The following is a 25,621-nucleotide window of genomic DNA, read 5'->3' on the forward strand; positions in this document are numbered from 1 at the left end:
TCCGTTAGTCGGTTTCTTCGTTCGTTTGCTCGTCTTCAGTCAATTTCTTAAAAGTGAAGATTTGTTCAATCGGCACTTCGAAGACGTCTGCTATGTCGTGAGCCAGTAAAAGGGAAGGATTGTACCTATTTCTTTCTAACTGAATGATTGTCTGTCTAGATACTCCCACCTTATCAGCAAGTTCCTGTTGGGTCATGCGTTTCATGGCTCTGTAGACGTGAATGGAACTCTCAAAAGATGAGTTCTTCTTTTTTGGCAATGCAAATCCCTCCAATAGTCTAAAATTATGTATCAAATAAAAAGCGCATAGTCACTATACCATATCTTACTTTCACTTACAAATATCATGCAAAGAAAAAAACCAAGCTTCTCGACTAGCTTGGCTTCTGTTTCTGGAAGGAATCAGTCTATCGAATGATATTTTTTTTACTTTTGGTTACACATGCAAAGTAATTAGTTGAATTTCTTGTTCATAAACCAAATTTTGCTTTCATAACATTATCTACTTTTCGCCACTTAAATTTTTTTCAATCAAACTATCTTTATATGTGTTTTTTTGTTTTTTTGGGATTAAATTTCCCATTTTTTACACATATTCACTATTTTTAAAGATGTTTTTTATGATTTTTATACTCCGCATATATAATTTTTGAAAGGTGAATCGTGTTCTTCTAACAATTTTGTGTCTATTATTTTCACGCTTCGAGAAATTCTTCAATAGAACTGACTTTTCCTCCTTCCTTCTAAATTTATATTATCATAAAAAGAAAACGCTTTCAAGTTAAAAGTCTTCTTAAGAACGATCCTACCCTATTTTTGTTGAGTTATTAACCTGAAGGTCAAAAAAATAGTAGAAAATATGAAAAATTCGCAATATCTATTGAAGTTTGAAAAAAAAACATGTTATAGTGAATATAGGTACTATATTAATAGAAGGAAAAAAATAAGAATGGGGGGATAGGATGGACGCATACAAACAACCTATCGAGACAATTATCAAAGACGTGAACACAAATAAAGAACAAGGATTAACGGAACAGGAAGTAAAAAAGCGGCTGAATGAGTATGGCGCTAACAAATTTCAAGAAGCGAAAAAAGACTCTATATTAAAAAAGTTTCTACATAGCTTGTCTGATTTCACAACAATTATTTTATTAGTTGCTGCAGCTATTTCATTCTATACAGCAATTGCTACAGATCATGGGGATTATTTTGAAGGAATCTTGATTATCGCCATTGTAATCATCAATGCGGTTTTAGCAATTGTTCAAGAAGGAAATGCAGAAAAATCGTTATCAGCATTGCAGGATATGAACAAGCAAAGCAGTTCAGTTTTACGTGATGGTAAGGTAGAGACCATTGATGCAGAAGACGTTGTTGTTGGAGATGTACTTGTATTAGAGTCAGGCTCCATGATTACGGCAGATGCACGTTTGATTCAAGCTAGCCAGCTTAGAGTGGAAGAATCGGCACTGACTGGAGAAAGCGAACCAGTTGAAAAAAATTCCGAGTACATAGTGAAACAAGACGCACCCCTTGGAGATCAACTAAATATGGTTTTTAAAGGCTGTACTGTGGCTAATGGTCGCGGTAGAGCAATTGTTACAGCAACAGGAATGCAAACCGAAATGGGTAAAATTGCAGAATTATTGAATGATGATGTGACGCAGCAAACACCGCTACAAAAACGTTTGAATCAGCTAGGAAAACGAATCAGTCTGATCGCTTTGGCTGCGGCAGTAGTAGTATTTATCATTGGTGAGCTGCAAGGTGAACCGATGTTGGAAATGTTTATGACAGCAGTATCTCTAGCTGTAGCAGCAGTACCAGAGACATTAATGGTGATTGTTACGCTAACTCTTGCATACGGCGTACAGAAGATGGCGAAAAAACATGCGATTATCCGTCGCTTACCAGCTGTGGAGACTCTGGGAACTGCTAATGTGATTTGTTCTGATAAAACAGGTACTTTGACACAAAACAAAATGCGTGTTAGGCGTGTTTGGTCTCGTGGAGATGAGGTAACTGATACAGAAGATGCTATGACTGATGAAGCAATGGAAGTATTAAAAATGGCCTCACTTTGTACGGATGTTATTGTTGACAAAGATGGAGATGACTTAGTTATTCAAGGGAATCCTACGGAAGCAGCAATCGTTCGTGCGGTAGAGGAAAACTATCATACTAAAGCTGAACTTGAAGAAAAATACCCAAGAATTGGTGAAATTCCATTTGATTCAGAGCGTAAAATGATGACCACGGTTCATAAGATGGGGAAAAAATATATTTCAGTTACTAAAGGTGCTTTTGATGTTTTACTGACTCGTTTTCGTTTTGGTGATGTTGAACAAGCAGCTGTAGTAAATGATCGTTTTGGAAAAAAAGCATTGCGTGTGATAGCAGTGGGTTATGCAATCTATGATGAAGAACCTACAGAAATCACTTCAGAGGTTTTAGAGAAGAATTTACGCCTATTAGGATTGATTGGTATGATTGATCCGCCAAGACCTGAGAGTAAAGGAGCAATTGCTAGAGCTAAGAAGGCAGGTATCAAAACAGTTATGATCACAGGAGATCATGTAGTAACTGCTGGGGCAATTGCGAAAGAACTAGGAATTTTAACAGACAAAAGTGAAGCTTTAACAGGAGCAGAACTACAAAAAATGTCAGATGAAGAACTGGATCTACGAGTGAAATCTTTATCAGTTTATGCCCGAGTTACACCAGAAGACAAGATTCGGATCGTTAAGTCGTGGCAGCGTACAGGTGCGGTTGTTGCAATGACAGGTGATGGAGTCAATGATGCGCCTGCTCTGAAAGCTAGTGATGTAGGATGTGCGATGGGAATTACAGGAACAGATGTAGCACAAGGTGCAGCTGACATGATTTTGACTGATGACAATTTTGCAACGATTGTTGATGCTGTGGCGCAAGGTAGAGCTGTTTATCGAAATATTCGTAAGGCGGTAAACTTTTTACTAAGTTGTAATATCTCAGAGATATTTATTGTTTTGATTGCTATGCTGCTTGGTTGGGGAGCACCATTTACGGCTGTTCAATTATTGTTTGTTAACGTTGTTGCGGATGGTCTTCCAGGGTTTGCTTTAGGAAAAGAGCCAGCTGAACATGGAATCATGGATGAACCGCCAATTCCTAGAAACGAAGGGATTTTTGCCCGTGGGTTATGGCAGAAAATTGGAATTAATGCTTTTGTATTCACTGTCATTACATTATTTGGGTTTTATTTAGGTGCAAATGTTGACTCTGTTTCTTACTTTTTCGAAGCTAGTTATGAAATTGGCCAAACAGTAGCATTTTTAATCTTGGCTTATTCATCAATTTTACATGTTTTTAACGTGAGAAGTACGCAATCGATTTTTAAAGTAAGGTTATCAACGAACAAATCACTTTTTGAAATGGCTGTGTTGGCAATTATTATTACAACAGTGATTGCTTTACTGCCATTCACACAAGAGTTATTCGGTTTAGTTCCGATTGGAATCAATCATTGGTTGTTGGTTATGGGATTATCAATCATACCAATTTTTGTGAATGAGATGATTAAATTCCATTATTCACCAGAGGAAGATGTAGCGTAGAAGAAACGGAAAAATGCTTAGTTGTTCAGCATTTTTCCGTTTCTTTTTATAGTATTTAGACAATTGAAATGTTCGTTTGAAAATACTATTGAAATTATTTACATAAAAGACTTGCTAAAATGTTTAAGGAGTATTATAGTTGTTATCAAAATCAGTTGTTTTAATTTTTTTTAAGTTTAGTTTTCTTTAATTAAATGAAAATCACAACCGATGTTTTTATTTGAATATTCAAGTAAAAACCTTAGGGGAGCAACGGCATAGTTTATCTATGTTTTTAGTTCAACAGCAAGTGTGCAAACACGGGTCTAAGAATGATAATTGCGAGACCTAAGTGTAAGGGCCAAGTGGCGTTTCACTTAGGTCTCTTGTTTTATTTTTTAAAGGATTAGGCTGAAGTCGCCTTTGTCTTGATGTTTAGTTTCACTGGCTGAGTCTGTTCAGCTTTTGTATTATCTAGCTTTACAGGCTAACCTCTCGAGAAAAAGATAAAATCTGTTTGTGATTAAAAGCGTCACATCAATATTTTTCTATTTTCTAGTCGAGGTTGACCGAGCCTGTTCAGCTTTTGTATTATCTAGCTTCACAGGCTAACCTCTTGAGAAAAAGATAAAATCTGTTTGTGACTAAAAGCGTCACATTCATATTTTTCTATTTTCTAGTCGAGGTTGAACAAGCCTGTTCAGCTTTTGTATTATCTAGCTTCACAGGCTAACCTCTCGAGAAAAAGATAAAATCTGTTTGTGACTAAAAGCGTCACATTCATATTTTCCTATTTTCTAGTCGAGGTTGATTGAGCCTGTTCAGCTTTTAAATTTAGGAGGAGAATTTTGTGGTAGAGAATTCAAAAGTTTCCCATCATCAGAAATTGACTGCTGCTGGTTTATTGGTTGCGATGGGTGTGGTTTATGGTGATATTGGAACAAGTCCGCTGTATGTAATGAAAGCGATCGTTGGAGATAATGGTGGACTTCGGAATGTATCAGAAAGTTTCATTATCGGTGCGGTATCATTGATTTTTTGGACGTTAACTATTTTAACGACAGTCAAATATGTTGTCATTGCTTTAAATGCAGATAACCATGGGGAGGGAGGTATTTTCTCCTTATTCACATTGGTACGTAGAAAAGGAAAATATCTAATCATTCCCGCTATGATCGGTGGAGCTGCGTTGCTTGCTGACGGGGTATTGACTCCTGCAGTAACCGTTACTACTGCGATTGAAGGTTTGAGAGGGATTCCTGTTTTCTTTGATCGTTTTGGCAATAATCAAAATATTATCGTTATTATTACATTAGTTATCATCCTTATATTGTTTTCTGTTCAGCGCTTTGGTACTGACGCTGTCGGTAAGGCTTTTGGTCCAATCATGTTCGCCTGGTTCACTTTTTTAGGCGTAATGGGTTTGATTAATTTTGGACAGGATTGGACAGTACTCAGAGCATTGAATCCGTATTATGCGATACATTTACTGCTTAGTCCAGATAATAAATTGGGGATATTCGTATTGGGAAATGTCTTCCTAGCAACAACAGGTGCAGAAGCGTTGTATTCAGATTTAGGTCATGTGGGTAAACACAATATTCGTGCTAGTTGGCCTTATATCAAGGTTTGTCTAATTCTTAACTATTTAGGGCAAGCTGCGTGGATTTTAAATGTAAAAAATGATCCAGCAACATTAGAAATTCAAAATTTGAACCCGTTTTTCCAAATGATGCCAAATAGTATAATGCTGATCGGCGTTGTTTTTGCAACAGTTGCAGCAGTAATTGCTTCTCAAGCTTTGATTTCAGGTTCATTTACATTAGTTTCAGAAGCGATTAAATTAAAATTACTACCAAGATTAAAAATCATTTATCCTGGTGCAAATATTGGTCAAATGTACATTCCAGCAGTCAATATGATGCTATGGATCGTTTGTTCATTAATTGTAATAACATTTAGAACGTCCACACACATGGAAGCAGCCTATGGTCTTTCCATTACTGTGACGATGCTGATGACGACTATTTTACTGATGTTTTATTTATTACAAAAAGGTGCTCCGAAGTGGGTTGCTTATTTAATTACGTTGTTTTTTGGAAGTATTGAATCCATTTTCTTTGTGTCGAGTATTGCGAAATTCTTCCATGGTGGATATGTTGCTGTAGGAATCGCTTTATTGATTTTGACTGTTATGACGATTTGGGAATGGGGAAATATTATCAAAGAGAAAACATCTGATACTGTTCCACTTAAACATTACGTAGAACAATTAAGGATGCTAAAAGATGATCCAACGGTTCCAAAATCTCAAACGAATGTCGTTTTCATGACACCAGATAAAATTGGGGATGAAATCGGACGTCAAATTATTTATTCAATCTTAGATAAACAACCAAAACGAGCAAATGTGTACTGGTTTGTGAATGTTGAAGTGACAGATGAACCATTTACGAAAGAATATACAGTTGATATGATGGACACGGATTTTATCGTTCAAGTTCAACTTTATCTGGGTTTCCATGTAGCTCAAGAAGTTAATGTCTATATTCGTCAAATTGTTCATGATCTTATGAAGGAAGGACGCTTGCCTAAACAACCGCAGAAATATTCATTGACACCTGGCCGTGAAGTGGGTGACTTCCAATTTATCATTATTAGTGAAGAGTTATCAAAAGTAACGGAACTGAAAAAATGGGATCGTCAAATTATGCAGTTAAAATTAGCTATTAAAAAAAGAACAACTTCTCCAGAAAACTGGTTTGGTTTGGAGTACAGTGAAGTGAAATACGAATCTGTTCCATTAATCATTGGTGATACACGGAAAACAAGATTAAGGGAAAGAAAAGTTTTATCATAAATGGAAGATCTCTAAGTTTGATTAAAGAACTTAGAGATTTTTTTATAGAGATAACAGCTCTTGTTCGCACTATTCTAGAAGGACAAGTATAATGATAAAGAGAATAAAGAAGAATGAGGTGTAAAAAATGCTTGCAATAAATTTTTTAATATTACTATTAATGATTGCAGTTACTGCATTTTTTGTGGCCAGTGAATTTGCATTAGTAAAAATTCGGATGTCGCGATTAGAGCAGTTAAAGAAAGATGGTGTAAAAAATGCAGAGTTGGCGATTCATGTCACGCACCATTTAGATGCCTATTTATCTACAAGCCAATTAGGTATTACTTTGACAGGATTAATCATTGGTTGGGTAGGTGAAGGATCAGTAGCAGCGCTACTGCATCCATTGTTGGGTGATTTGCCGATCAGTAGTGCAATCAGTAGTACAATTTCTATAGTTTTGGGATTTGTAATTGTGACCTATGTTGTGGTTGTAGTGGGAGAATTATTCCCTAAAAGTTACAGTATTGCTCAACCAGAGAAAGTGGTGTTGGCAGTTGTTAAGCCTCTCCATTATTTCTATAAGGTGATGTATCCATTTATTTGGTTATTAAATCATTCAGCCGCTAAGTTGGGTCAATTATTTGGGATTCGATTAGTATCCGAAGGAGAAGAAACGTTAACTCAAGAAGAGTTATTGTATGTAGCGGATGATTCTTATAAAAAAGGGGAACTAACAAAAGAAGAATATCAATATTTGGAAAATGTATTTGAATTTGATGATACACTAGCCAAAGATATTCAAGTGGATCGGACGTCGATGGAAGTTTTTGCATCAGATGAAACGGTAGAACAAGCGATCCAACATTCTCTTAAGCGTGGTCATACGCGCTATCCAGTCACTGAAGGATCAAAAGATAATGTGCTTGGCTATGTCACGTTGCCAGCGCTGATTAAAGAATCATTTATAAATAATCAGAAAAAGGTCAGTGACATGGTTGAAGAGCCGATCGTTGCTTTGGCGACGATCCCAATCAAAACATTATTGACAGTGATGAGAAAAGAAGGAAAACATATTGCGATTTTAAAAGATGAATATGGCGGTACAACCGGAATGGTAACGATCGAAGATATTTTGGAAGAACTAGTCGGCGATATTCGAGATGAAACAGATTTGGAAAATGCTTTGATTTCTAAAACGACGGAAGACTCTTACATTGTTTCGGGGAAAATTACTCTTGATGATTTTGAGCGGTTTTTTAAAGTTAAAATTTCTTCATTTGAAGAATCGGATATGTCTACATTAGCTGGCTTTATTGTGGAACAAAAAAATAATCAGATTGCTGTCGGCGATCAGATTGCAATTGAAGGATTTATGATTGAAGTGATGGATTATGAACAAGCTCACATTGATTATTTTAAAGTAACTAAAACAGATAAATAAAAATAAATGTCCTCAAAGAATGGTTAATATTCTTTGGAGGCATTTATTTTTTTAGGAAATATTTAAGTCAATAAATTGAATAGCGTTATCACGGAATAACTCAAATCAGATTGACGTGATGCTATTATTCAGCTAGGATTAAATAAAAAGGAAGTGACAGAATGCGTAAGGTAGGGATTATTGGATTAGGTCATGTAGGTGCAACACTTGCTTATACTTTAGTAATTGAAGGATTAGTTGATGAACTTGTTTTGATTGATAAAGAGGAAAAAATAGCTGTTTCTGAAGAATATGATTTATTAGATGCTGAGGTCTATATGACTGGAAAAACGAATATTGTCATTCAGGATTATCAGGCGTTGAATGATGCATCTATCATCGTTTTTTGTGCAGGACAGATTAGTGCGCTGGGAGATGATGGCGATCGATTTAAGGAACTTGAGATTACAAGTCGAATTGTGGAAGAAGTTGCCCCTAAAATCAAACAATCAGGATTCGATGGGATTATTATAACTATCACAAATCCTTGTGATGTAATTGCAGCATATATGCAAAAATTAACAGGATTTCCAAAGAATAAAGTATTTGGTACAGGAACAATGTTGGATACCGCACGGATGAAACAGGCTGTAGGTCGAAGTTTAGCAATTGATAGCCGCAATGTTGGCGGCTATGTTTATGGTGAACATGGAGACTCCCAATTTGTTGCTTGGTCAACAATTACAGTTGGTGATAGACCACTTTTGACTTGGAATACTGAACTTGACTTAGACGTGTTAGATGACAATGTTCGAGCTGGCGGTTGGAATGCCTTTGCCGGGAAAGGCTACACAAGTTATGGAATTGCAACTTGTGGGGCTCGTCTGATCAGAATGATTTTTAATGATTCAAAAACCATTGTACCTGTTTCTACCTATAGTCAACAGTTTGATGTGTATTACGGGCAACCTGTCGTAATTGGGAGAAATGGTGTGGAATCCCTTATTGATTGTCCATTATCTAAGGAAGAAAATGATCTTTTAGCTAGTTCTGCTCAAATCATTAAAACAGCACTGACTAAATTACCTTTAAAAAAATAAATCGGATCATCAGACGGAGTTTGGAGGCAAAACATTGATAAATTTAACAGAAATTATGGAGAAGATGTCTCCGAATCAAAAAATCAATTATGATCGTGTGTTGCAAAAAATCATTGTAGAATGGGAAAAAGCAACTATACGTCCAACTATCTTGCTTCATAGTTGCTGTGCTCCTTGTAGTACGTATACACTTGAATACTTAACTCAATACGCAGATGTGACGATTTTCTTTGCTAATTCCAATATCCATCCAAGAGCAGAATATCAGCGCCGAGAAATCGTTCAAAAGAAATTTGTCGAGGACTTCAATGAACGAACAAACAATCAAGTGCAATTTTTAGCTGCCCCGTATGAACCGAATAAATTCATTCAAATGGTGCGGGAAAAAGAGCTAACTGAAGAACCAGAAGGCGGAAAACGTTGTTCGTCTTGTTTTCAAATGCGTTTAGATATTGTTGCAGAAAAAGCGCAGGAATTGAAATACGATTACTTTGGTAGTGCGCTGACGTTGTCACCAAAGAAAGATAGCCAATTAATTAATGAGATAGGGATTGATATTCAAAAATTTTATGCAACCAATTATTTACCAAGTGACTTTAAGAAAAACAATGGATATAAACGTTCGATTGAGCTATGTCGTGAGTACGATGTATATCGTCAATGTTATTGCGGCTGTTTGTTTGCTGCTACGAAACAAGGGATTGATTTGAAAGCTGTGAATACAGAAGCCAAGGAGTTTTTAGCTGAACAATAAAACCAACTAAAAAAGAGGATGATTTCTTTGTATTAGGAAATCATCCTCTTTTTTATGGAACGTATTTTATTTTTCAATATATAGTTTAAAACTATATTAAGTGATAGAAAATAAGTGTTATTCTATATTTTTTTCTTATGTTAAAGTAGGTGAAATACTTTTTAAAAGGAGGAAACGTATGAAAACATCAATTATCGGGTTCCCACGAGTGGGAGAATTGAGAGAGTTAAAATTTGCAACAGAGAAATATTTTAGAAAAGAAATTACTGCAGAAGAATTAGAAGCAGTAGGAAAAGAGTTGCGGAATAAACATTGGCAGCTTTTGGTTAATCAAGGAATCGACTTTATTCCAAGTGGAGACTTTTCTTTTTTTGATACCACATTAGACACTGCAGTCTTACTAAATATCGTACCTAAAAAATACCAAGAGTTACAATTATCGCCTTTAGATACTTATTTTGCATTAGCTAGAGGATATCAGGGGGAAGCTGGGGATGTTACAGCTTTGGCAATGAAAAAATGGTTTAATACTAATTATCATTATATGGTTCCTGAGATCGATGACGAAACGGAGTTGAAACTGGTAGGTGATAGTATATTTACAGCATTTAATGAAGCAAAAGAGGCGGGGATTAAAACCCGGCCAACCATACTTGGACCGTTTACTTTATTGAAATTAGCTACATATCATGGGCAGAAAAAGGCAGAAGATTTTTATGAAGCTGCAATTACAGCATATGGACAGCTTATCCAGCAATTAACTCAGCTTGGCTGTGAATGGCTTCAAATAGATGAACCAGCCTTAGTTTTAGATCTAACGCCTGATGAAGTTCAGCAATTTAAAAAGCTATATCAAAAATTGTTAGCTAAAAAAGGAACATTAAAGATATTAGCACAAACGTATTACGGAGACGTTCGAGATACCTATCAGGAATTGGTTGAATTGCCATTTGAAGGAATTGGTTTAGATTTTGTTGAAGGTCGGAAATCACTCGATTTACTTGAAAATTATGGTTTACCAGAAGATAAATTATTGTTTGCTGGAATCGTAAATGGTAAAAATATATGGAAAAACAACTATCAGGAAACGTTAGCATTACTAGAAAAAATTCAGTCATTTGGCGAAGTTGTATTAAACACATCCTGTTCATTGTTGCATGTGCCATTTACTTTAGTTAATGAGTTAGTATTAAAAAAAGAAGTGACGAATCATTTCGCTTTTGCAGTTGAAAAATTGGCTGAACTAAATGACCTAAAGAAAATTATCGGAAATAAAGTGGAAAATCAATCTTTATTGACTGCTAATATTTCTTTATTTAATCAAGAACGTTTTTCTAAAAATGGACAAGTCGCTCAACAAGTCGATGCTTTAACTGAAAAAGATTTTATTCGTTTACCAGTGCTGGCTGAACGTGCAAGTATTCAAAAAAACAAATTAAGACTACCAGTATTACCGACAACAACGATTGGTTCATTCCCGCAGACAATAGAAGTCAAACAAAATCGAGCAAAATTCAAAAAAGGTGAAATCGATGAAGATGAATATACGGCTTTTAATCAAGCCAAAATCGCTGAATGTGTCGCTTTTCAGGAAGAAATTGGGCTAGATGTTTTAGTTCATGGTGAATTTGAACGAAATGATATGGTGGAATACTTTGGTGAAAGCCTTGATGGGTATCTGTTTACAGAAAAAGCTTGGGTTCAATCTTACGGGACTCGCTGTGTAAAACCACCAATCATATGGGGAGATATTTCACGCTCAAGACCAATTACCGTGGCTTATTCCCAATATGCCCAGACATTAACAAATAAGCCGATGAAAGGTATGTTGACAGGTCCTGTAACAATTTTAAACTGGTCATTTCCTCGTGAAGATATTAGCCTCAGAGAATCAACATTGCAGCTAGCGCTGGCGATTCAAGAAGAAGTTTTAGATTTAGAAGCGAACGGTATCGAAATTATCCAGATTGATGAAGCGGCTTTACGTGAAAAATTACCATTACGCCAAACAGATTGGCACTCAGAGTACTTAGATTGGGCAATACCAGCTTTTCGTCTTGTTCATAGCAAAGTACAGCCAACAACTCAAATTCACACTCACATGTGTTATAGCGAGTTTGCAGATATCATTCAAGATATCGATAACATGGATGCAGATGTCATTTCATTTGAAGCGTCTCGTTCAAGTTTAGATATTTTAGATGCATTAAAGGCGATAGATTTCCAAACACAAGTAGGTCCTGGTGTATATGATATTCATTCGCCACGTGTTCCATCGGTAGAAGAAATCGAAATGACGATTCATAATATTTTAAATAAATTACCTATTGAGAAAGTTTGGGTCAATCCAGATTGCGGCCTGAAAACACGTGGTGTAGCAGAAACTGAAGCCAGTTTAAAAAACTTAGTACTTGCAGCGAAAAAGGTACGTGGAGGGATTTAAATGAGAACGGATGACTTATTTAAGGAGAAAACTGTTTTTTCCTATGAAATTTTTCCGCCAAGACGAACTGCACCCATTGATACGATTTATCATACTTTAGATCGTTTGAAAGGGCAGCAACCAGATTTTATTAGTGTAACGCTAGGAGCGGGTGGATCAGGAGATAACTTAAGCACTGCTGATATTGCACAGAAGATTCAAGATGAACAATTTTTGCCAAGTGTCGCACATTTACCGGCTGTGAATTTTTCAAAAGAAGAGATTATTACCATTTTGGAGGAATTAAAGCAGAAAAAAGTAGAAAATATTCTGGCTCTCAGAGGAGATATTTTACCAGATAAAAAACCAAAAAAAGATTTCAAGCATGCCAATGATTTAGTCACATTTATTCATGAACAAGGAGAATTCAATATTATTGGTGCTTGCTATCCAGAAACGCATGGAGACGCCGAGAATTCAGTTGAAGATATTAAAAATTTGAAAAGAAAAGTTGATTCAGGTACAAATCAACTGATAACGCAACTGTTTTTTGATAATAACTATTTCTACACCTTCAAAGAAAAATGTGATATTGCTAACATTGATGTACCTATCCAAGCAGGGATTATGCCTGTTGTTAATAAAAAGCAAATTGAAAGAATGTTAAAAATGTCCAATGTAACACTACCGCATAAGTTTTTAAAAATGATGGAACGGTATGAACATAATCCTGAAGCAATTCGTGACGCAGGGATCGCTTATGCTATTAATCAAATTGTTGATTTAGTCGCTCAAGGTGCAGATGGTATTCATTTGTATACGATGAATAATCCTTATGTAGCACAAAAAATTAGAGAAGCAACACGCAGCTTGTTTGAAGTGGAGTCAAAATTAAGTTTGATCTTGAAATGAAAGAAATCGTAAAGGGACTAAACAAAAAGAGTGGAACAAAACTGGAAGTTAGTTTTGTTCCACTCTTTTTTGTTTTTTTCAAGAAAAATGTATAGATGGTTTGATCAAGATAGATGTCAAAGTATTTTTAGTTTCTTTTATTTTCCCATGTATACATAGAGTTTTTTTATTTATAGATATAACTGTTAAAATAACGAATAATTACATTTTTTTGGATAATAAAATAACTTGAATTTCAATTTAAATAATATTTAAGTGGGTGTTATTTGATATTAAATGTAATTATATATTTAAATATATGATTTATCGTTGTTGTTTCACACATATATGGTTTATCTTTTTAACATCAGTTTTTTTGAGGTAGTGCGAGGTACTGAGTATTAAATAAATATACTTGATATATTTTTTATACATATCGTTTTGTTAAAAAGATATTGACAATGAAATAACACGTGATATAGTTTTCTATGTAGAATAAAATAATTACATTTAGATATAATTCTTATTTTGTTTGCTGTATTTATCTTTATTATCTCTTTTTAAGGAAGGTAAGAACTATTGCAGCTAGCAATTATGAAGAAAAAAATGTTTATGAGTAATCAGTGGAAGGAGATCAGATATGTCAAGAAAACCCTCTGTGCGAGATGGTGATCGCTCCAGAGTTGAAAGTGGTAAGCAAAGTAATCCAAAAAAGCGACTTCGTGGTTATTCAGACAATAAAAAATCTTACATAGAAGATGAAGGATACCGACCGCGTACTTCAAAACCGAGACGAAAAAAAGTAACCCGTTCCTCTCGTGATGATTCTTACGAGAGGTCTAGGCGTATGGCCTACCAAGAAGCGTATCCGAGACGTCAAATTGAAGAACAGAGACATAGGAATAATTACCAAAGACGTCAAGATAATTCTGTCCCTAAGTCTCCAGGTATTTTAATTTTTTCCTTTCTAAGTAATTTGATATTTTATGGAGTTACGATAGGAATAATCGTGATGGCTGTGATGTTTTCTTTTAGTTCGAAGTCAAGTGCCTCAATTTTCGGTTATCGTTTCTATACGGTTCTAACAAACTCTATGGTTCCGCAAGAGGATGGGCCAAAGGGTGGTTTTTATGCGGGGGATATTGTAATCGTTAAATTAACAGATGGTAATAAGGTTAAAAAGGATGATGTTATAACTTTCGCAGTTGGTGACGGGTCTCGTTATCTGACTCACAGAATGGTCGAACGCAAAGATGAGTTAAATGGAGAAAAAGGAGATTATCTTATTACTAAAGGAGATGCCAATAAAACCAATGATCCGCCGATAAAAGCAGATCGGGTATTGGGAAAAGTGGTATTCATTGTGCCTAAAGTGGGAGATGTTTTAGAATTTGTTCGGGCAGAATTTTGGGCTTGTTTCGTTTGTATTCTCTCTTTATATGGTTTTTTCTTAGTACTAAAATCCTATCTTTTTACACCAAAAGAGGAAACAATTAGAAGAAGAAATACAAGGTATCCACTTTATGAACGATGATATTAGCATTTATTCTTTCTCTTGATAGAGAAGGATAAATGAGAATATATATATATTATTTTTTTAGGAGGAAGAAAAATGAAAAAGAACAAAAAGACAAAGTTGGTAGCAATTGCGTGTTTAGCATTATTAGCTATTGCAGCAGGGACTTTCGCTTGGATTAATTCTCAAGATCAACGAATTAACCGTGTGAAATCTGCAGCAATCAAAGATGGTAGTGTTAGTGTAGAAGAGAACTGGAACCCTAAACCGATCATTCCAGGGACTGAGGCAACAAAAGAAGTAGCAGTAACAAATTCGGGGAATACGCCTGTCTTTGTTCGTGTATCATACGAAGAAGTCTTCAAATATTTGACAGAAAAAGGTGCTGTAACAGGACGAAGCACAGGTTGGAAAGTTAGCGATAGCCCTACTTTAACAGATGATATACCTGTTGAATATGATGGCGAAAAGTATCTTGATGCTGGAAGCGGTTATACAGATGTGACAAGTAAAGTGAAGGACGGTGCAGCAGCAGCGTTGCCAGCTGGTGTAAAAGTTTATGCCAAAGGTTCTGTGACTAAAGATCCAGTCACTGGAGGTGAAAGCACTACATTCAGTTATTCAGCCTTTTTTGAGCATGCTTCAGGTAAGTATCAAGCGATGGAAACAGAAGTATCTGTAACTAGTGGGAATACGGTAGGAGCGTCTGTTGAAAATTGGGATTTTGTAATGACCAAAGCGAGTTATTTAGTCTATAAAGGCGGTTATAGTAATACTGTAGCAAACTGGGCAGCTTCTTCTTTAGAGGGTGCATCAGCAGAAGCAACAGCAGCAAAAGCTTCTCTATTGGGAAGTGCAGGCAAAAAATATGATGTTGATTATGATTATACAGTTGCAGCTTTAGGATTAACAACATTACCAGCTGCATCTCCAGCAATTTCAGCGGATCAAATTCCAATGGCAAATTCAGAGAAAAAAGGTGTTCAAACAGATAAAAATATTTTAGGTATTAGTGGAATCAATATTGAATACGGTGCTGATATGGCTACAACTTCAACATTAGTTAATGACAAATGGGCTTACAACAAAGAAGATGGATACTTTTATTTTACGAGTCCAGTTAAATCAGGAGCAACAACTCCAGATTTATTGAAAAAACTAGTATTTACGAATGCTATCGGGACAGAGTTTACAAATGCTACCTATGACTTAATTGTAAAAATGGAAGCTATTCAAGCGACAAAAGAAGCTTTGACTGATAGTACTGGTTGGAATTTAAGTGGAGCAGATGATTCCGAAACTAAAAAAATTATAACTTATTTGGATGGACAAGCAGCTAGCTAATTTTTAGCTAAGGAGTAAGAGGAAGGGGAAGTACGATGCAGCAAGAATCAATGCGAAAACGTCTGCCATTTTTGATTTTATACAGTTTAGTAAGTGTTTTTGTCACTTTTACCAGTGGCACGCTTTTAGCTGTTGCCAGTCAAACCCTTCCTTCAGGAGTTGTCATTGGCGATGAAACTGGTATATCAGCTTCGTCAGAAGGAGAATATTATGTTGATTTGCCAAATGTCTTACCTGGAGAAAGATATGAAAAAACTATTACGATTCGTAGCATGGATATAAAAGAACCATTTGAGTTGGGGTTATTAGTTAGCCAAAACTCAGCCAAAGGAGTAATGAATTTTGACAAGTTGATTACATTGACTTTATCAGTAGACGGGGAACAAATATATCAAGGACCTTTATTAGGCAATGGGGAATTTGATTGGTCTGTTGAACCATTGATAATAGGAACCTGCGAATACGGCAAAGATAAAATTTTAACAGCAGTATTTGAAGTTGATAAAGCACCCACAGTTGAAGATTTTAAAGAAGAAAGTCAATTGTTATATCATTGGACCTTTATTGCCACTAAAAATCAGAAGAAACCGTCAGATAGTACAGACAGTAGTTCAACTTCTACAGATAAATCCAAATCTAAAGGCATGTTTCCCATGACAGGGGAAGAAATTAAAAATATGATTTACAAGATATTAGCAGGGTTGTTATTACTATTAATCGCCATTTTGTTATGGAAAAAACGCCAAGAAGAGCAGAGAAATGTAGATTAGAGGAAGGGGGAGATAAATGAGTAGAGGGAAAAAATTATTGAAAATAATCAATCAAAATAAACCTTTTTTAGTAGTATTTTCTTTATTTTTAAGCCTGTTGCTTGTAGTAGGAAGCACTTACTCGTGGATTACCTATAGTGATGAGCAAATTAATCAAAGTAAGCCCAATACTAAAAAGCTTTCTGCGGTAATTGATGAAAACTTCACACCTAATCTACAGTGGATACCGGGAAAAACGACTGAAAAGAGCTTATTAGTAAAAAATAATGGGCAAGTACCAGCTATTGTTCGAGTATCTTTGTATGAGTTTCTCGTTCATTTTGAACTTGATATGACAGACGGTGGTGGTAATGGCAGTCAGAAAATCGTCAATACATCAAGTAGACCTGAGCTGACAATGGATGATGTCGCTACATGGTTTAAAGGCAGTACGTACAAGGTAGCTTCTGGAAAGTATTACACAGTCTCAGAAGTTTATAAAGGTGATAAAACGAATCCGAATACAGCTTATGTCTATAAAGGGAATCGAACGGTTGAAGGGCTTAAATATTTAACAATTCAATTTAATGCTAGAGATATTTATGATGTAAATAATAAACCCAAACTAGGAACTCAGAATTATTGGTACTATTCAGAGGGGTACTTTTATTATTCAGAGATATTACAGCCAAAAGAGAAAACAAAAGAGTTGCTTCAAAGCGTGACGTTGGACAAGAGTTTACCAAATAAGTATAAGGGTTCCTTCTATCAATTAATTCCAATCATGGATGCTCACGATAGGACAAAGTCTCTAATGGAGGATTGGAAGATTAGTTCTAATTCATTTGTAGAATCGATGTATCGTGAGAAAGTTCATTAAGGGGGATTAACGATGAAACAAAAGAAAAAAATCATCCATTTTTTGTGGGGTGTACCTGTATTTATCATCTGTTTAGTCATCGGAAGTACAGTTGCATACGCCGCGATGATGGTGAGAGAAGAGAAAGCTAATCTTTTTCAAATTGGAAATCTCCAAACGAAAGTTGAAGAAGTTTTTACCGAACCTGTAACAATGTTACCAAATAAACCAGTTGAAAAAAAAGTAACGATCGCAAATATAGGTACTGTTAATCAATTTGTTCGAGTTATGCTTCATCCTGAAATTCGTTTGGAGAGCAATAGCAGTATCCAGTTATTGCCTTCAAAAATTGGTGAAGAAATCCTGTTAGATTTGAATAATATAGATTGGAAGTTAGGTGAAGATGGTTATTATTACTATCTCAAAGCTTTACGGACAGGTGAATCTAATAGGACAGAGAATTTGTTTACACAAGTTAAATTGAAAAATGAATTAGGGAAAAAATATCATGGAGCAACTTTTAGCTTTTTAATAAAAGTGGAAGCTATTAATTGTGCAAAATTCGCTTATCGTGATGTTTGGTGGCAAGGGGTTACACCTAATAGTGGTGAGTTGAAAGTAATTGATAGCCAGTTAGCTAAACAAATAGATTAAAAATATAGGCGTGATTGGGAGCAGAAACGAGTGACATTAAGAAGTATACACGTTGGTTTTCGTTGTTAAACGTTTCTGTCCCAACCTCTTGCCTTTTTCAATTCAACACTCATGAAATGAGTGTTTTTAACGAGAAAGTCATTGATTTGGTGGGTATTGGAAAAAAGGAGATAAAATGAAAAAAAGAGGACGTAAAAATAATTTTAAAAAAAATGGCAAATTGTTGTTTTTACTAGTGGTTATTTTTGTTATTGTTGGTTATTTTTTTATGAGTAGAGACAAGATGAAAGCCTCAACAGTAATAAGTAGTGGAGACTTTAGATTAACAGCCGAAAATAAATGGAGTAATGAGGATAAAAAAAATTACGCAGCTTTGGAATGGGATAAGATAGCTGATCTAAGCCAGTTAGGTTATCGTTTATACCAATCAGAAGACGGGACTTCTTGGAGTAATCGATCTTTGAATTATGGGAAAGCGATCAAAGTTTTGAATATATATCCTGATGAAGCTCAGTCAAATACGCTAAAAGGTTGGATGGATGGCTTAAATTTAAAAACGGATAAAGGGGAGAATCTAATTCAAGTTACCCCTGTGACGTTTAATCAGTACAATGCAAATCCAAATGCTTATTTAAAAAATAGCGCAGGTGAGTATCAGTATGATGTCTTAATGGTTGGATCTTGGGATGCAAACAACGGTAGAGACTTTAGTCAAGGCGCTGCTAACGCAACGAAATTATTTCTGGATACAGGAAGAGGAAGCCTTTTTGGGCATGATACAGTTATCCAACAAAGACCGGTATTGTATTCGCATTTTGGAGATAGACTAAGTGTAGGGAATAACAAAAGCGTGACGCAAAGGACGGGAGCTGTTCAAGTTAAGTTAATCAATAATGGTTATTTAATGAAATATCCTTTTGAAATGCAAAATGATGTTGTTTTAACAATTCCTTATACACATAACATTGAGTTGCAAAAGAAAGATACTGGAATAACTTGGCTTGAATTTGTTAATCCATCAGGCTCATGGCCAAATCCGATTTTTGATGATGGTGTATGGAGAGGCGGTTGGTATTTAAAAACCAACAATAATGTTGGAATGATTCAAACGGGGCATTCCAATGGTCAATCAACTATGGATGAAAGAAAAATAATAGCGAACACGTTATATAATCTAGCGCAAGTCTCTTCAGAGAATTTTGCTAGTGATCAGACAGTGAAAGATGACCAAGCGCCTAATAAACCTATCGCCAGTATCCGTTGTGATAAAGAGAAACAGCTTAGTGTTAAGCTAGATGCTTCTGATAATGGAAAAGAATATCAGTGGTACATAGAAGCAAACACAAAATCAGGTGGTGTAAAAAAATCAGATGTTGTAAAAGAACCGATTATAAGTAATATTGCGGGATATTTTTATGAATTAACAGATTCACCTAAATCAGACTTGAAAAAAACAGTGGAAAGCTATAAAGATTCGTATGGCAGAATAGATCCAGGGAAATATAATTTGTATGTAGCCCCAGATGATGATTCTGTCAAATATGAGACTAGAAGTGCTTTTACTATTAATGAAAATAGGAATTCTGGAAAGTACCTTCATGTTTTAGCAGTAGATCGTTCTAACAATGTTTCTCAAGTAAGCAGTCAACAAATCAAGGACTTACCGCAAAATGTTGATTTTAAAACTGAGCGTACAAAAAATGAAGTCAAATTGATTGATTTACACTTAGATAGTTCGTTAAATAATAAAATAGAAGAATTGGAAATACGTGTTGCTACAAATACAGTCATTAAAGATTTTAGTTCATTGAAACTCCCAGCAGGTTGGTCTTCTCGTGAAAATAAAGAAACTGCCGAGTATAAAACGTTTACGTTTGTAATTAAAAATAAAAATGATTTAGTAACGATTACTAATTTTATTAATACTTTGAGGTTTTCGATTCATTCTCCAACTGATCAAGAAGGAGAAGTTCAGATGATATTTTATGAGAAAGTCCCAGATGCGTCTGTACCAAATGAGGTAACTAACGTGTGCTGGACAGCACAAATACCACAAAAAGTCTCATTAAAAGCATATGATGAATCGGGCAATCGTTTACCTTCTGGAGACTTATTATTAGACCAGAAGTTAACTATTGGTAAAAAGGAAATGATTAAACCGCTAGATATTGACTTTTATGACTTTATTCGATTGGTGAGTACGAACGGTAGTCAAATTTCTCCGTTAGAATGGACTATTACTAATGCGCTTCAAGTAGGGCATTTGATATATAGTCAACGTAAGCTAACTGTTCATGTACGACAAGTTGTTCTAAATAAGAATGATCAAGTTGTTTTACCTAAGAATGGATTTGGTTTTTTAGGTAGTAAAACAGTATTAGGTCAAGAAAAAGATAAATTTTCATTAACGATGGTTTCTTCGGCTGATAATGCAGTGGCGTTTAATACTTATATTATCCGTTATCAAAGTAGTGAACCAATGTATACATTTACTCCACAAATACCAATGAATTATGAATTGGTTGGCTATGTATTAACAATGAATAATCAATTACATTCACCTAATGCTAGCTCGCTAAATCCGATCCAAGTTGATGTGACGTCTAATTCGGAATTTTGGCTGACGACTTATATTAAGCCAGGCACAGAAAAACCGACTTTTTATCACTGGGAGTATAAAGAAAATAATCTAGGTACAATCAATGTGAAGTAGATGGTCAAAAGAAACGAATTATTATAATTGACAGATATTTTCTAAGTAGTATTGATTCATAGGGAGTTCCTATAAGAACGAAAACTCTAAATCTAATAGATAAGGATGACGTGTATTGTATTTACTATTAATTGTTTTAGGGATTATTATTTCTATTCATAGTATATTGCTTGTTTTCGTCATTAAAAAAAATACAGAGATAACGAATAAACTGGATCAAATTGGAAAGAGAAAATTGTCTTCAAAAACTAACGTAGGACATGCTATTTCAAGAAACATGAAAAAACGTGACAAATAAATAGCCCATGGATGAAAGAATAAACCCATGAAACGAGGAAGTAGGTAACGATGAATTTAGGTTATGCTCGTGGAAAGAGAGTGAATCAACAATTTGATTATTTAGAAGCTTATGAAGTAGAAGAAATTTTCTCTGATGGTACTCGGGATTATGAAGTATTTCAAGATCCAGAAAGTAATTATCAACGCTTATTGGATTATGCAGAGCCAGGAGATTGTCTAGTGATTACTTCTCTGGAAGTTATTTCAAGAGATTATCAAAAACTACTTAGTTTTTTAGATGAACTGGACGAGTTGGAGCTTGATATAGTTGTTTTAACGTCGCCGAATCTGACATTGATGGACTGGCGAGAAGTATTTTTTTGGGTAAGTAAAAATGATCGGTTGTTACACCCTCGCCTAATTAAGATGAAATTGAAGCAAGAAAAAAATCAGAATAAGCAGGCGTATTCTGTATTTAGTGGTGATTCTGAATCTAGGTATTTGTATCGTGAAGTTATGTGGCAGTTGATTGGAAAACAGAAGTTACGGAAAATTTCTGAGCAAAAAGGTGTGCCAATTGAGACGATTTATCGGATTCAACAAGAGTTTAAACGGCTGAAATTAGCGTTGATTTTAGCGATGTGTTTCATTTTAGCGATTACTACAATCAAAATATCTGAGAATTTTTCGGATAATCTATGGATTCAAGTTGCTGTTTGTGTTATTACAACACTAGCTATTCTTTATAATACCCTAGCAGATAACGAGCAGACATGACAAAATCAGCTTGATATAAAAAATAAAGATAAGTGCATAAAAATAGTTTTGCTTTTCCTGTTAAATCAAGGGAATAAGCAAAACTATTTTTATTTAAAAACTCATTTTTTCGATGCGATCAAAAGCTTCTTTTAAAATCTCAATATCTTGAGTTGCGGCCAAGCGGACATAATTATCGCCAGTTGTTTCTCCGAAAGCTTTTCCAGGAATCATTAATACTTTCGTTTCTTTTAAGACTTTCTCAACGAAAGGAACAGAAGTGAGTCCTGTTTTAGAAATATTGATAAAAGCGTACATGCTGCCTTTGACTGGATGTAATGAAAGAAATGGAATACGCTCTATTCTTTGTTCCAAATATTCTAGTCGTTCTTTAAAGACAGAGACAACTATTGGTACTAAATTTTCTGCATGGTTTAAGGCATAAATTCCTGCTTGTTGGGAAGGGCTTGGAGCAGAATAAGTAATACTCTCATTGATCAATTTTGCAGCATCATTGATATAATCAGGGGCAATCATGTAGCCAATCCGCCAGCCAGTCATTGCAAATGCTTTTGAAAAGCTGCTGAAAGTAATCGTATTTTGAGGAGCAAAAGTAGCCATTGGGACAAAATCATCGTAGAAACTAAACGCTTCATAAACCTCATCAGAAAGAATATAAAAATTATGTTCAATGGCAAGCTCAGCAATTGCTTTAAATGTTTCAGCAGAAAAAACTGCACCTGTTGGGTTGTTTGGTGAATTGATAATAATTGCTTTTGTTCTATCTGTAATTGCTGATTTTAAAACATCAATATTGATTTGAAAGCCATCTTTTTCGTATGTTGGAATAAATATCGGTTTACCACCAGCAAGAACGACCTGATCTTTATAAGGAGAAAAATAAGGTTCATGAATGATTACTTCATCATCAGGATCTAAAATCACCTGCAAGGTTAAATACATACCGTGTAGTGCGCCTACTGTTGCTCGGATTTGACTTGGTTTAAAGGCTAAACTGTATTGTCTTTGATAAAATGCAATAATCGTGTCAATAAATTCCTGACTGCCGCCAGATGCAGTATATTTTGTATGGCCATTTTTTACATCTGTAAAAGCAGCTTCAATAATTCTTTCGTCAGTGATCAAATCTGGATCACCGATCGATAAATCTAGTAAATCAGGGACTTGTTTAGCTAAAGTAGCGATATCCATTAAGATATTTTCATCAGGATGCTGATGACGCTTTGCTATAGTTGAATTATCCATATTCTTTCCTCCAATACTTGGTACTTTTAATTATTTTATACTATTTAAAGAGGACAAAGCAACTTCGTTCTACGTGCTTTGCCCTCTTTTGGTTTTACAATACTTTTCTCAAGAAATCTTGTGTTCGTGGGTTTTTAGGCTGACCAAAAATTTCTTCCGGCGTGCCTTCTTCTTGTATGATACCAGCATCCATGAAAATCACTCGATCCGCAACTTCGCGGGCAAAGCCCATTTCATGAGTGACAACGACCATGGTCATTCCTTCAATCGCTAAGGCCTTCATAACGGATAGAACCTCGCCAACCATTTCTGGATCAAGAGCAGATGTTGGCTCATCGAATAACATAACATCTGGATTCATAGCTAAAGCACGAGCGATGGCTACGCGTTGTTGTTGTCCTCCGGAAAGACTTGAAGGATAGCTAGAGGCTTTATCTTTTAAGCCTACTTGTTCCAATAAAGAGAGAGCTTTTTCTTTTGCTACTTCTGCTGTTTCATTTTTAACTTTGATCGGACTGATCGTTAGATTATCTAAAACCGTTTTGTGAGGAAATAGATTGAAATTTTGGAATACCATGCCCATTTTTTGGCGCAGAGCATCAATATTTGTATCTTTATCTAATAGATTTTTTCCTTCAAATTCAATCGCTCCATCAGTTGGTTGTTCTAATAAGTTTAAGCAACGAAGAAAGGTACTTTTGCCGCTTCCAGAAGGACCGATGATTACAACCACTTCGCCAGCGTTTACATCAAGGTCAATGCCTTTTAAGACTTCGTTTTTTCCAAAAGTTTTGTGTAAGTTTTTAATATTAATCACTAGTGCTCATTCTCCTTTCAGCAACACCTAATAGGCGAGAAATAGTAAAGGTTAAAACAAAATAAATCAATGATACAACTAAATACGGTAAGAATGGTTTAAAGCTTGCGCCTTGAACATTTCCGGCTTGGAAAATCAATTCGGAAACACCGATAACAGAAACGACAGAAGATTCTTTGATTACAGTTACAAACTCATTTCCTAAAGCAGGTAAGATGTTTTTGATTGCTTGAGGTAAGATGATATAACGCATTGCTTGAGGCTGGTTCATTCCAAGTGAGCGAGCAGCTTCTAGTTGTCCTTTGTTGACTGCATTGATTCCAGCACGGACAATTTCAGCGACATAAGCACCACTATTTAAAGCTAAAGCGATACAACCAGCAGCAATTTTTGAAAGATCTAAACCTAAAACTCCTGTACCAAAGTAAACGATGAAAATTTGTACTAATAAAGGCGTACCACGAACGTATTCAATGTAACAGATAGCAATACCACGTAATATTTTTGATTTTGATAATTTCATCAAGGCTAATAGACCGCCTAAAATAGCTCCGAATAAAACGCCCATAAAAGCTAAGAAAATGGTATAACCAGCACCGCTAATATAAAATTTTCCATATTTTCCAAGGAAGCTTTCATCATCAGTAAACATTAATTTACCGGCTTCTTTTTTATAACCATCTAATAAATGATTATCATTGATTGTTTGGATTGATCCGTTGACTTTCTCTTCTAAAATAGGTGCGTTTTTAGGGATCGCTACAGCAGCGTCTTTTTCGCCCTGTTCAAATGTAACATCGGCGAATGTCAGCCCGTTATCACGCTCAACGTAAGCTTCTGCTACAGGTCCTTCTAGCACAGCGGCATCAACTTTTTTGTTTTTCAGGTTCATGATGATGTCAGGGACTTTTTGTAATGATGTTGGGACAGACCCGACTAGTTCAGTCTTTGCTAATTCTTCTTGTGTAGTTTGTTTTTGAACGCCGACTTTTACACCATCAAAATCTTTGGTTGATTGAAATTTATCTTTATCGTCTTTTCGAACGACTACTTTTTGTTTAACAGTCATGTATGGATGGGAAAAATTAACTTCCTGCAACCGTTCTGGTGTGGGGGCCATTCCGGAAATAATCAAATCAATTTTCCCAGTCTTCAAAGCACCTAATAATGCATCAAAACCCAATTCCTCGATTTTTAAATCAACGCCTAAGTCATCAGCAATTTTTTGAGCAATAGAGATGTCAAAACCAACGACCTGGTCCTTACCATCAACATCTGCATGAAATTCATAAGGTGCATAATCAGCGGATAAGCCAACGATCAATTCTCCACGTTTCATGATAGTGTCATACACAGGATCTTTTTCTTCAGCAAGTGCTGTAGTTACTGGAAGAAAAGTGAGCAATACCAGCAATAAGGGGATGATAAGTGCTAATGTTTTTTTGCAAAGTTTCATTTGTTTTTCTCCTTTTTAATAGATTGTTAGAGGTTAAGACAGAAGCTTATTTCTGATCTTACCGTTTATCTTAGTTCTTTTTCAATAAATATTCTAAAAATGATGAATAAATGTATAAAAATTTATTGTTTTTGGATGTGTTTTATCATATCATAGATTTAGGGAAAGGAAAAGTGAATTTTATCAAAGAATTTGTAAATAT

18 protein-coding genes are annotated in these 25,621 nt (G+C 35.3%); 14 read left to right on the plus strand and 4 right to left on the minus strand.

The window, feature by feature from the left end; genetic code table 11:
- Positions 1-4 precede the first annotated feature (4 nt).
- Positions 5-259 carry a helix-turn-helix transcriptional regulator gene (locus BCR23_RS04640; protein ID WP_010762625.1) on the minus strand — a complete coding sequence of 85 codons (255 nt, stop codon included), beginning with the start codon at positions 257-259 and terminating at the stop codon, positions 5-7.
- Between the two features lie 703 nt (positions 260-962).
- On the opposite strand from BCR23_RS04640, the gene BCR23_RS04645 reads away from it, so the two are divergent.
- From BCR23_RS04645 to BCR23_RS04715, 14 genes are all read left to right on the plus strand, one after another.
- Positions 963-3,599 carry a calcium-translocating P-type ATPase, PMCA-type gene (locus BCR23_RS04645; protein ID WP_069634323.1) on the plus strand — a complete coding sequence of 879 codons (2,637 nt, stop codon included), beginning with the start codon at positions 963-965 and terminating at the stop codon, positions 3,597-3,599.
- A gap of 892 nt (positions 3,600-4,491) precedes the next feature.
- Entirely contained in the window at positions 4,492-6,438 is a 1,947-nt protein-coding gene (locus BCR23_RS04650) for a KUP/HAK/KT family potassium transporter (protein WP_167352155.1), read from the plus strand.
- 127 nt (positions 6,439-6,565) lie between these two features.
- Entirely contained in the window at positions 6,566-7,864 is a 1,299-nt protein-coding gene (locus BCR23_RS04655) for a hemolysin family protein (protein ID WP_069634325.1), read from the plus strand.
- Positions 7,865-8,025: 161 nt separating this feature from the next.
- The gene (locus BCR23_RS04660; protein ID WP_069634326.1) at positions 8,026-8,943 is read left to right on the plus strand and encodes an L-lactate dehydrogenase; all 918 of its coding nucleotides are present in this window, start codon (positions 8,026-8,028) and stop codon (positions 8,941-8,943) included.
- A gap of 34 nt (positions 8,944-8,977) precedes the next feature.
- Entirely contained in the window at positions 8,978-9,697 is a 720-nt protein-coding gene (locus tag BCR23_RS04665) for an epoxyqueuosine reductase QueH (RefSeq protein ID WP_069634327.1), read from the plus strand.
- A 178-nt stretch (positions 9,698-9,875) separates the two neighbouring features.
- Positions 9,876-12,140 (plus strand): 5-methyltetrahydropteroyltriglutamate--homocysteine S-methyltransferase, encoded by a 2,265-nt coding sequence (gene metE, locus BCR23_RS04670; RefSeq protein ID WP_069634328.1) that lies wholly within the window; start codon positions 9,876-9,878, stop codon positions 12,138-12,140.
- Positions 12,141-13,031: a methylenetetrahydrofolate reductase [NAD(P)H] gene (metF, locus tag BCR23_RS04675; RefSeq protein WP_069634329.1), complete on the plus strand. Its 891-nt coding sequence runs from the start codon at positions 12,141-12,143 to the stop codon at positions 13,029-13,031.
- Between the two features lie 619 nt (positions 13,032-13,650).
- Entirely contained in the window at positions 13,651-14,544 is an 894-nt protein-coding gene (locus BCR23_RS04680) for a signal peptidase I (RefSeq protein WP_069634330.1), read from the plus strand.
- A 78-nt stretch (positions 14,545-14,622) separates the two neighbouring features.
- Positions 14,623-15,870 carry a hypothetical protein gene (locus BCR23_RS04685; RefSeq protein ID WP_069634331.1) on the plus strand — a complete coding sequence of 416 codons (1,248 nt, stop codon included), beginning with the start codon at positions 14,623-14,625 and terminating at the stop codon, positions 15,868-15,870.
- 35 nt (positions 15,871-15,905) lie between these two features.
- Complete coding sequence (locus tag BCR23_RS04690; RefSeq protein ID WP_083241886.1) at positions 15,906-16,640, plus strand: LPXTG cell wall anchor domain-containing protein; 735 nt, start codon at positions 15,906-15,908, stop codon at positions 16,638-16,640.
- Positions 16,641-16,656: 16 nt separating this feature from the next.
- A complete protein-coding gene (locus BCR23_RS04695; RefSeq protein WP_069634332.1) occupies positions 16,657-17,499 on the plus strand; it encodes a BsaA family SipW-dependent biofilm matrix protein in 843 nt (280 codons plus the stop codon).
- A 12-nt stretch (positions 17,500-17,511) separates the two neighbouring features.
- A complete protein-coding gene (locus BCR23_RS04700) occupies positions 17,512-18,132 on the plus strand; it encodes a hypothetical protein (RefSeq protein WP_069634333.1) in 621 nt (206 codons plus the stop codon).
- 175 nt (positions 18,133-18,307) lie between these two features.
- A complete protein-coding gene (locus BCR23_RS04705; RefSeq protein ID WP_069634334.1) occupies positions 18,308-20,845 on the plus strand; it encodes a hypothetical protein in 2,538 nt (845 codons plus the stop codon).
- Between the two features lie 348 nt (positions 20,846-21,193).
- A complete protein-coding gene (locus BCR23_RS04715; protein ID WP_069634336.1) occupies positions 21,194-21,901 on the plus strand; it encodes a recombinase family protein in 708 nt (235 codons plus the stop codon).
- Between the two features lie 93 nt (positions 21,902-21,994).
- On the opposite strand, the gene BCR23_RS04720 is transcribed toward BCR23_RS04715, so the two are convergent.
- The 3 genes from BCR23_RS04720 to BCR23_RS04730 all read right to left on the minus strand — a co-directional run bounded on the left by BCR23_RS04720 (position 21,995) and on the right by BCR23_RS04730 (position 25,419).
- Positions 21,995-23,146 (minus strand): pyridoxal phosphate-dependent aminotransferase, encoded by a 1,152-nt coding sequence (locus BCR23_RS04720; protein WP_069634337.1) that lies wholly within the window; start codon positions 23,144-23,146, stop codon positions 21,995-21,997.
- Between the two features lie 94 nt (positions 23,147-23,240).
- On the minus strand, positions 23,241-23,963 hold the full coding sequence (locus BCR23_RS04725; protein WP_069634338.1) for an amino acid ABC transporter ATP-binding protein: 723 nt from the start codon (positions 23,961-23,963) through the stop codon (positions 23,241-23,243).
- Positions 23,956-25,419, minus strand: a complete 1,464-nt coding sequence (locus BCR23_RS04730; protein ID WP_069634339.1) for an ABC transporter substrate-binding protein/permease — start codon at positions 25,417-25,419, stop codon at positions 23,956-23,958. The genes BCR23_RS04725 and BCR23_RS04730 overlap by 8 nt, the downstream gene beginning before the upstream one ends.
- Between the last annotated feature and the right edge of the window lie 202 nt (positions 25,420-25,621).

Origin of the sequence: Enterococcus quebecensis, assembly GCF_001730365.1 — a bacterium.
GTDB lineage: Bacteria > Bacillota > Bacilli > Lactobacillales > Enterococcaceae > Enterococcus_L > Enterococcus_L quebecensis.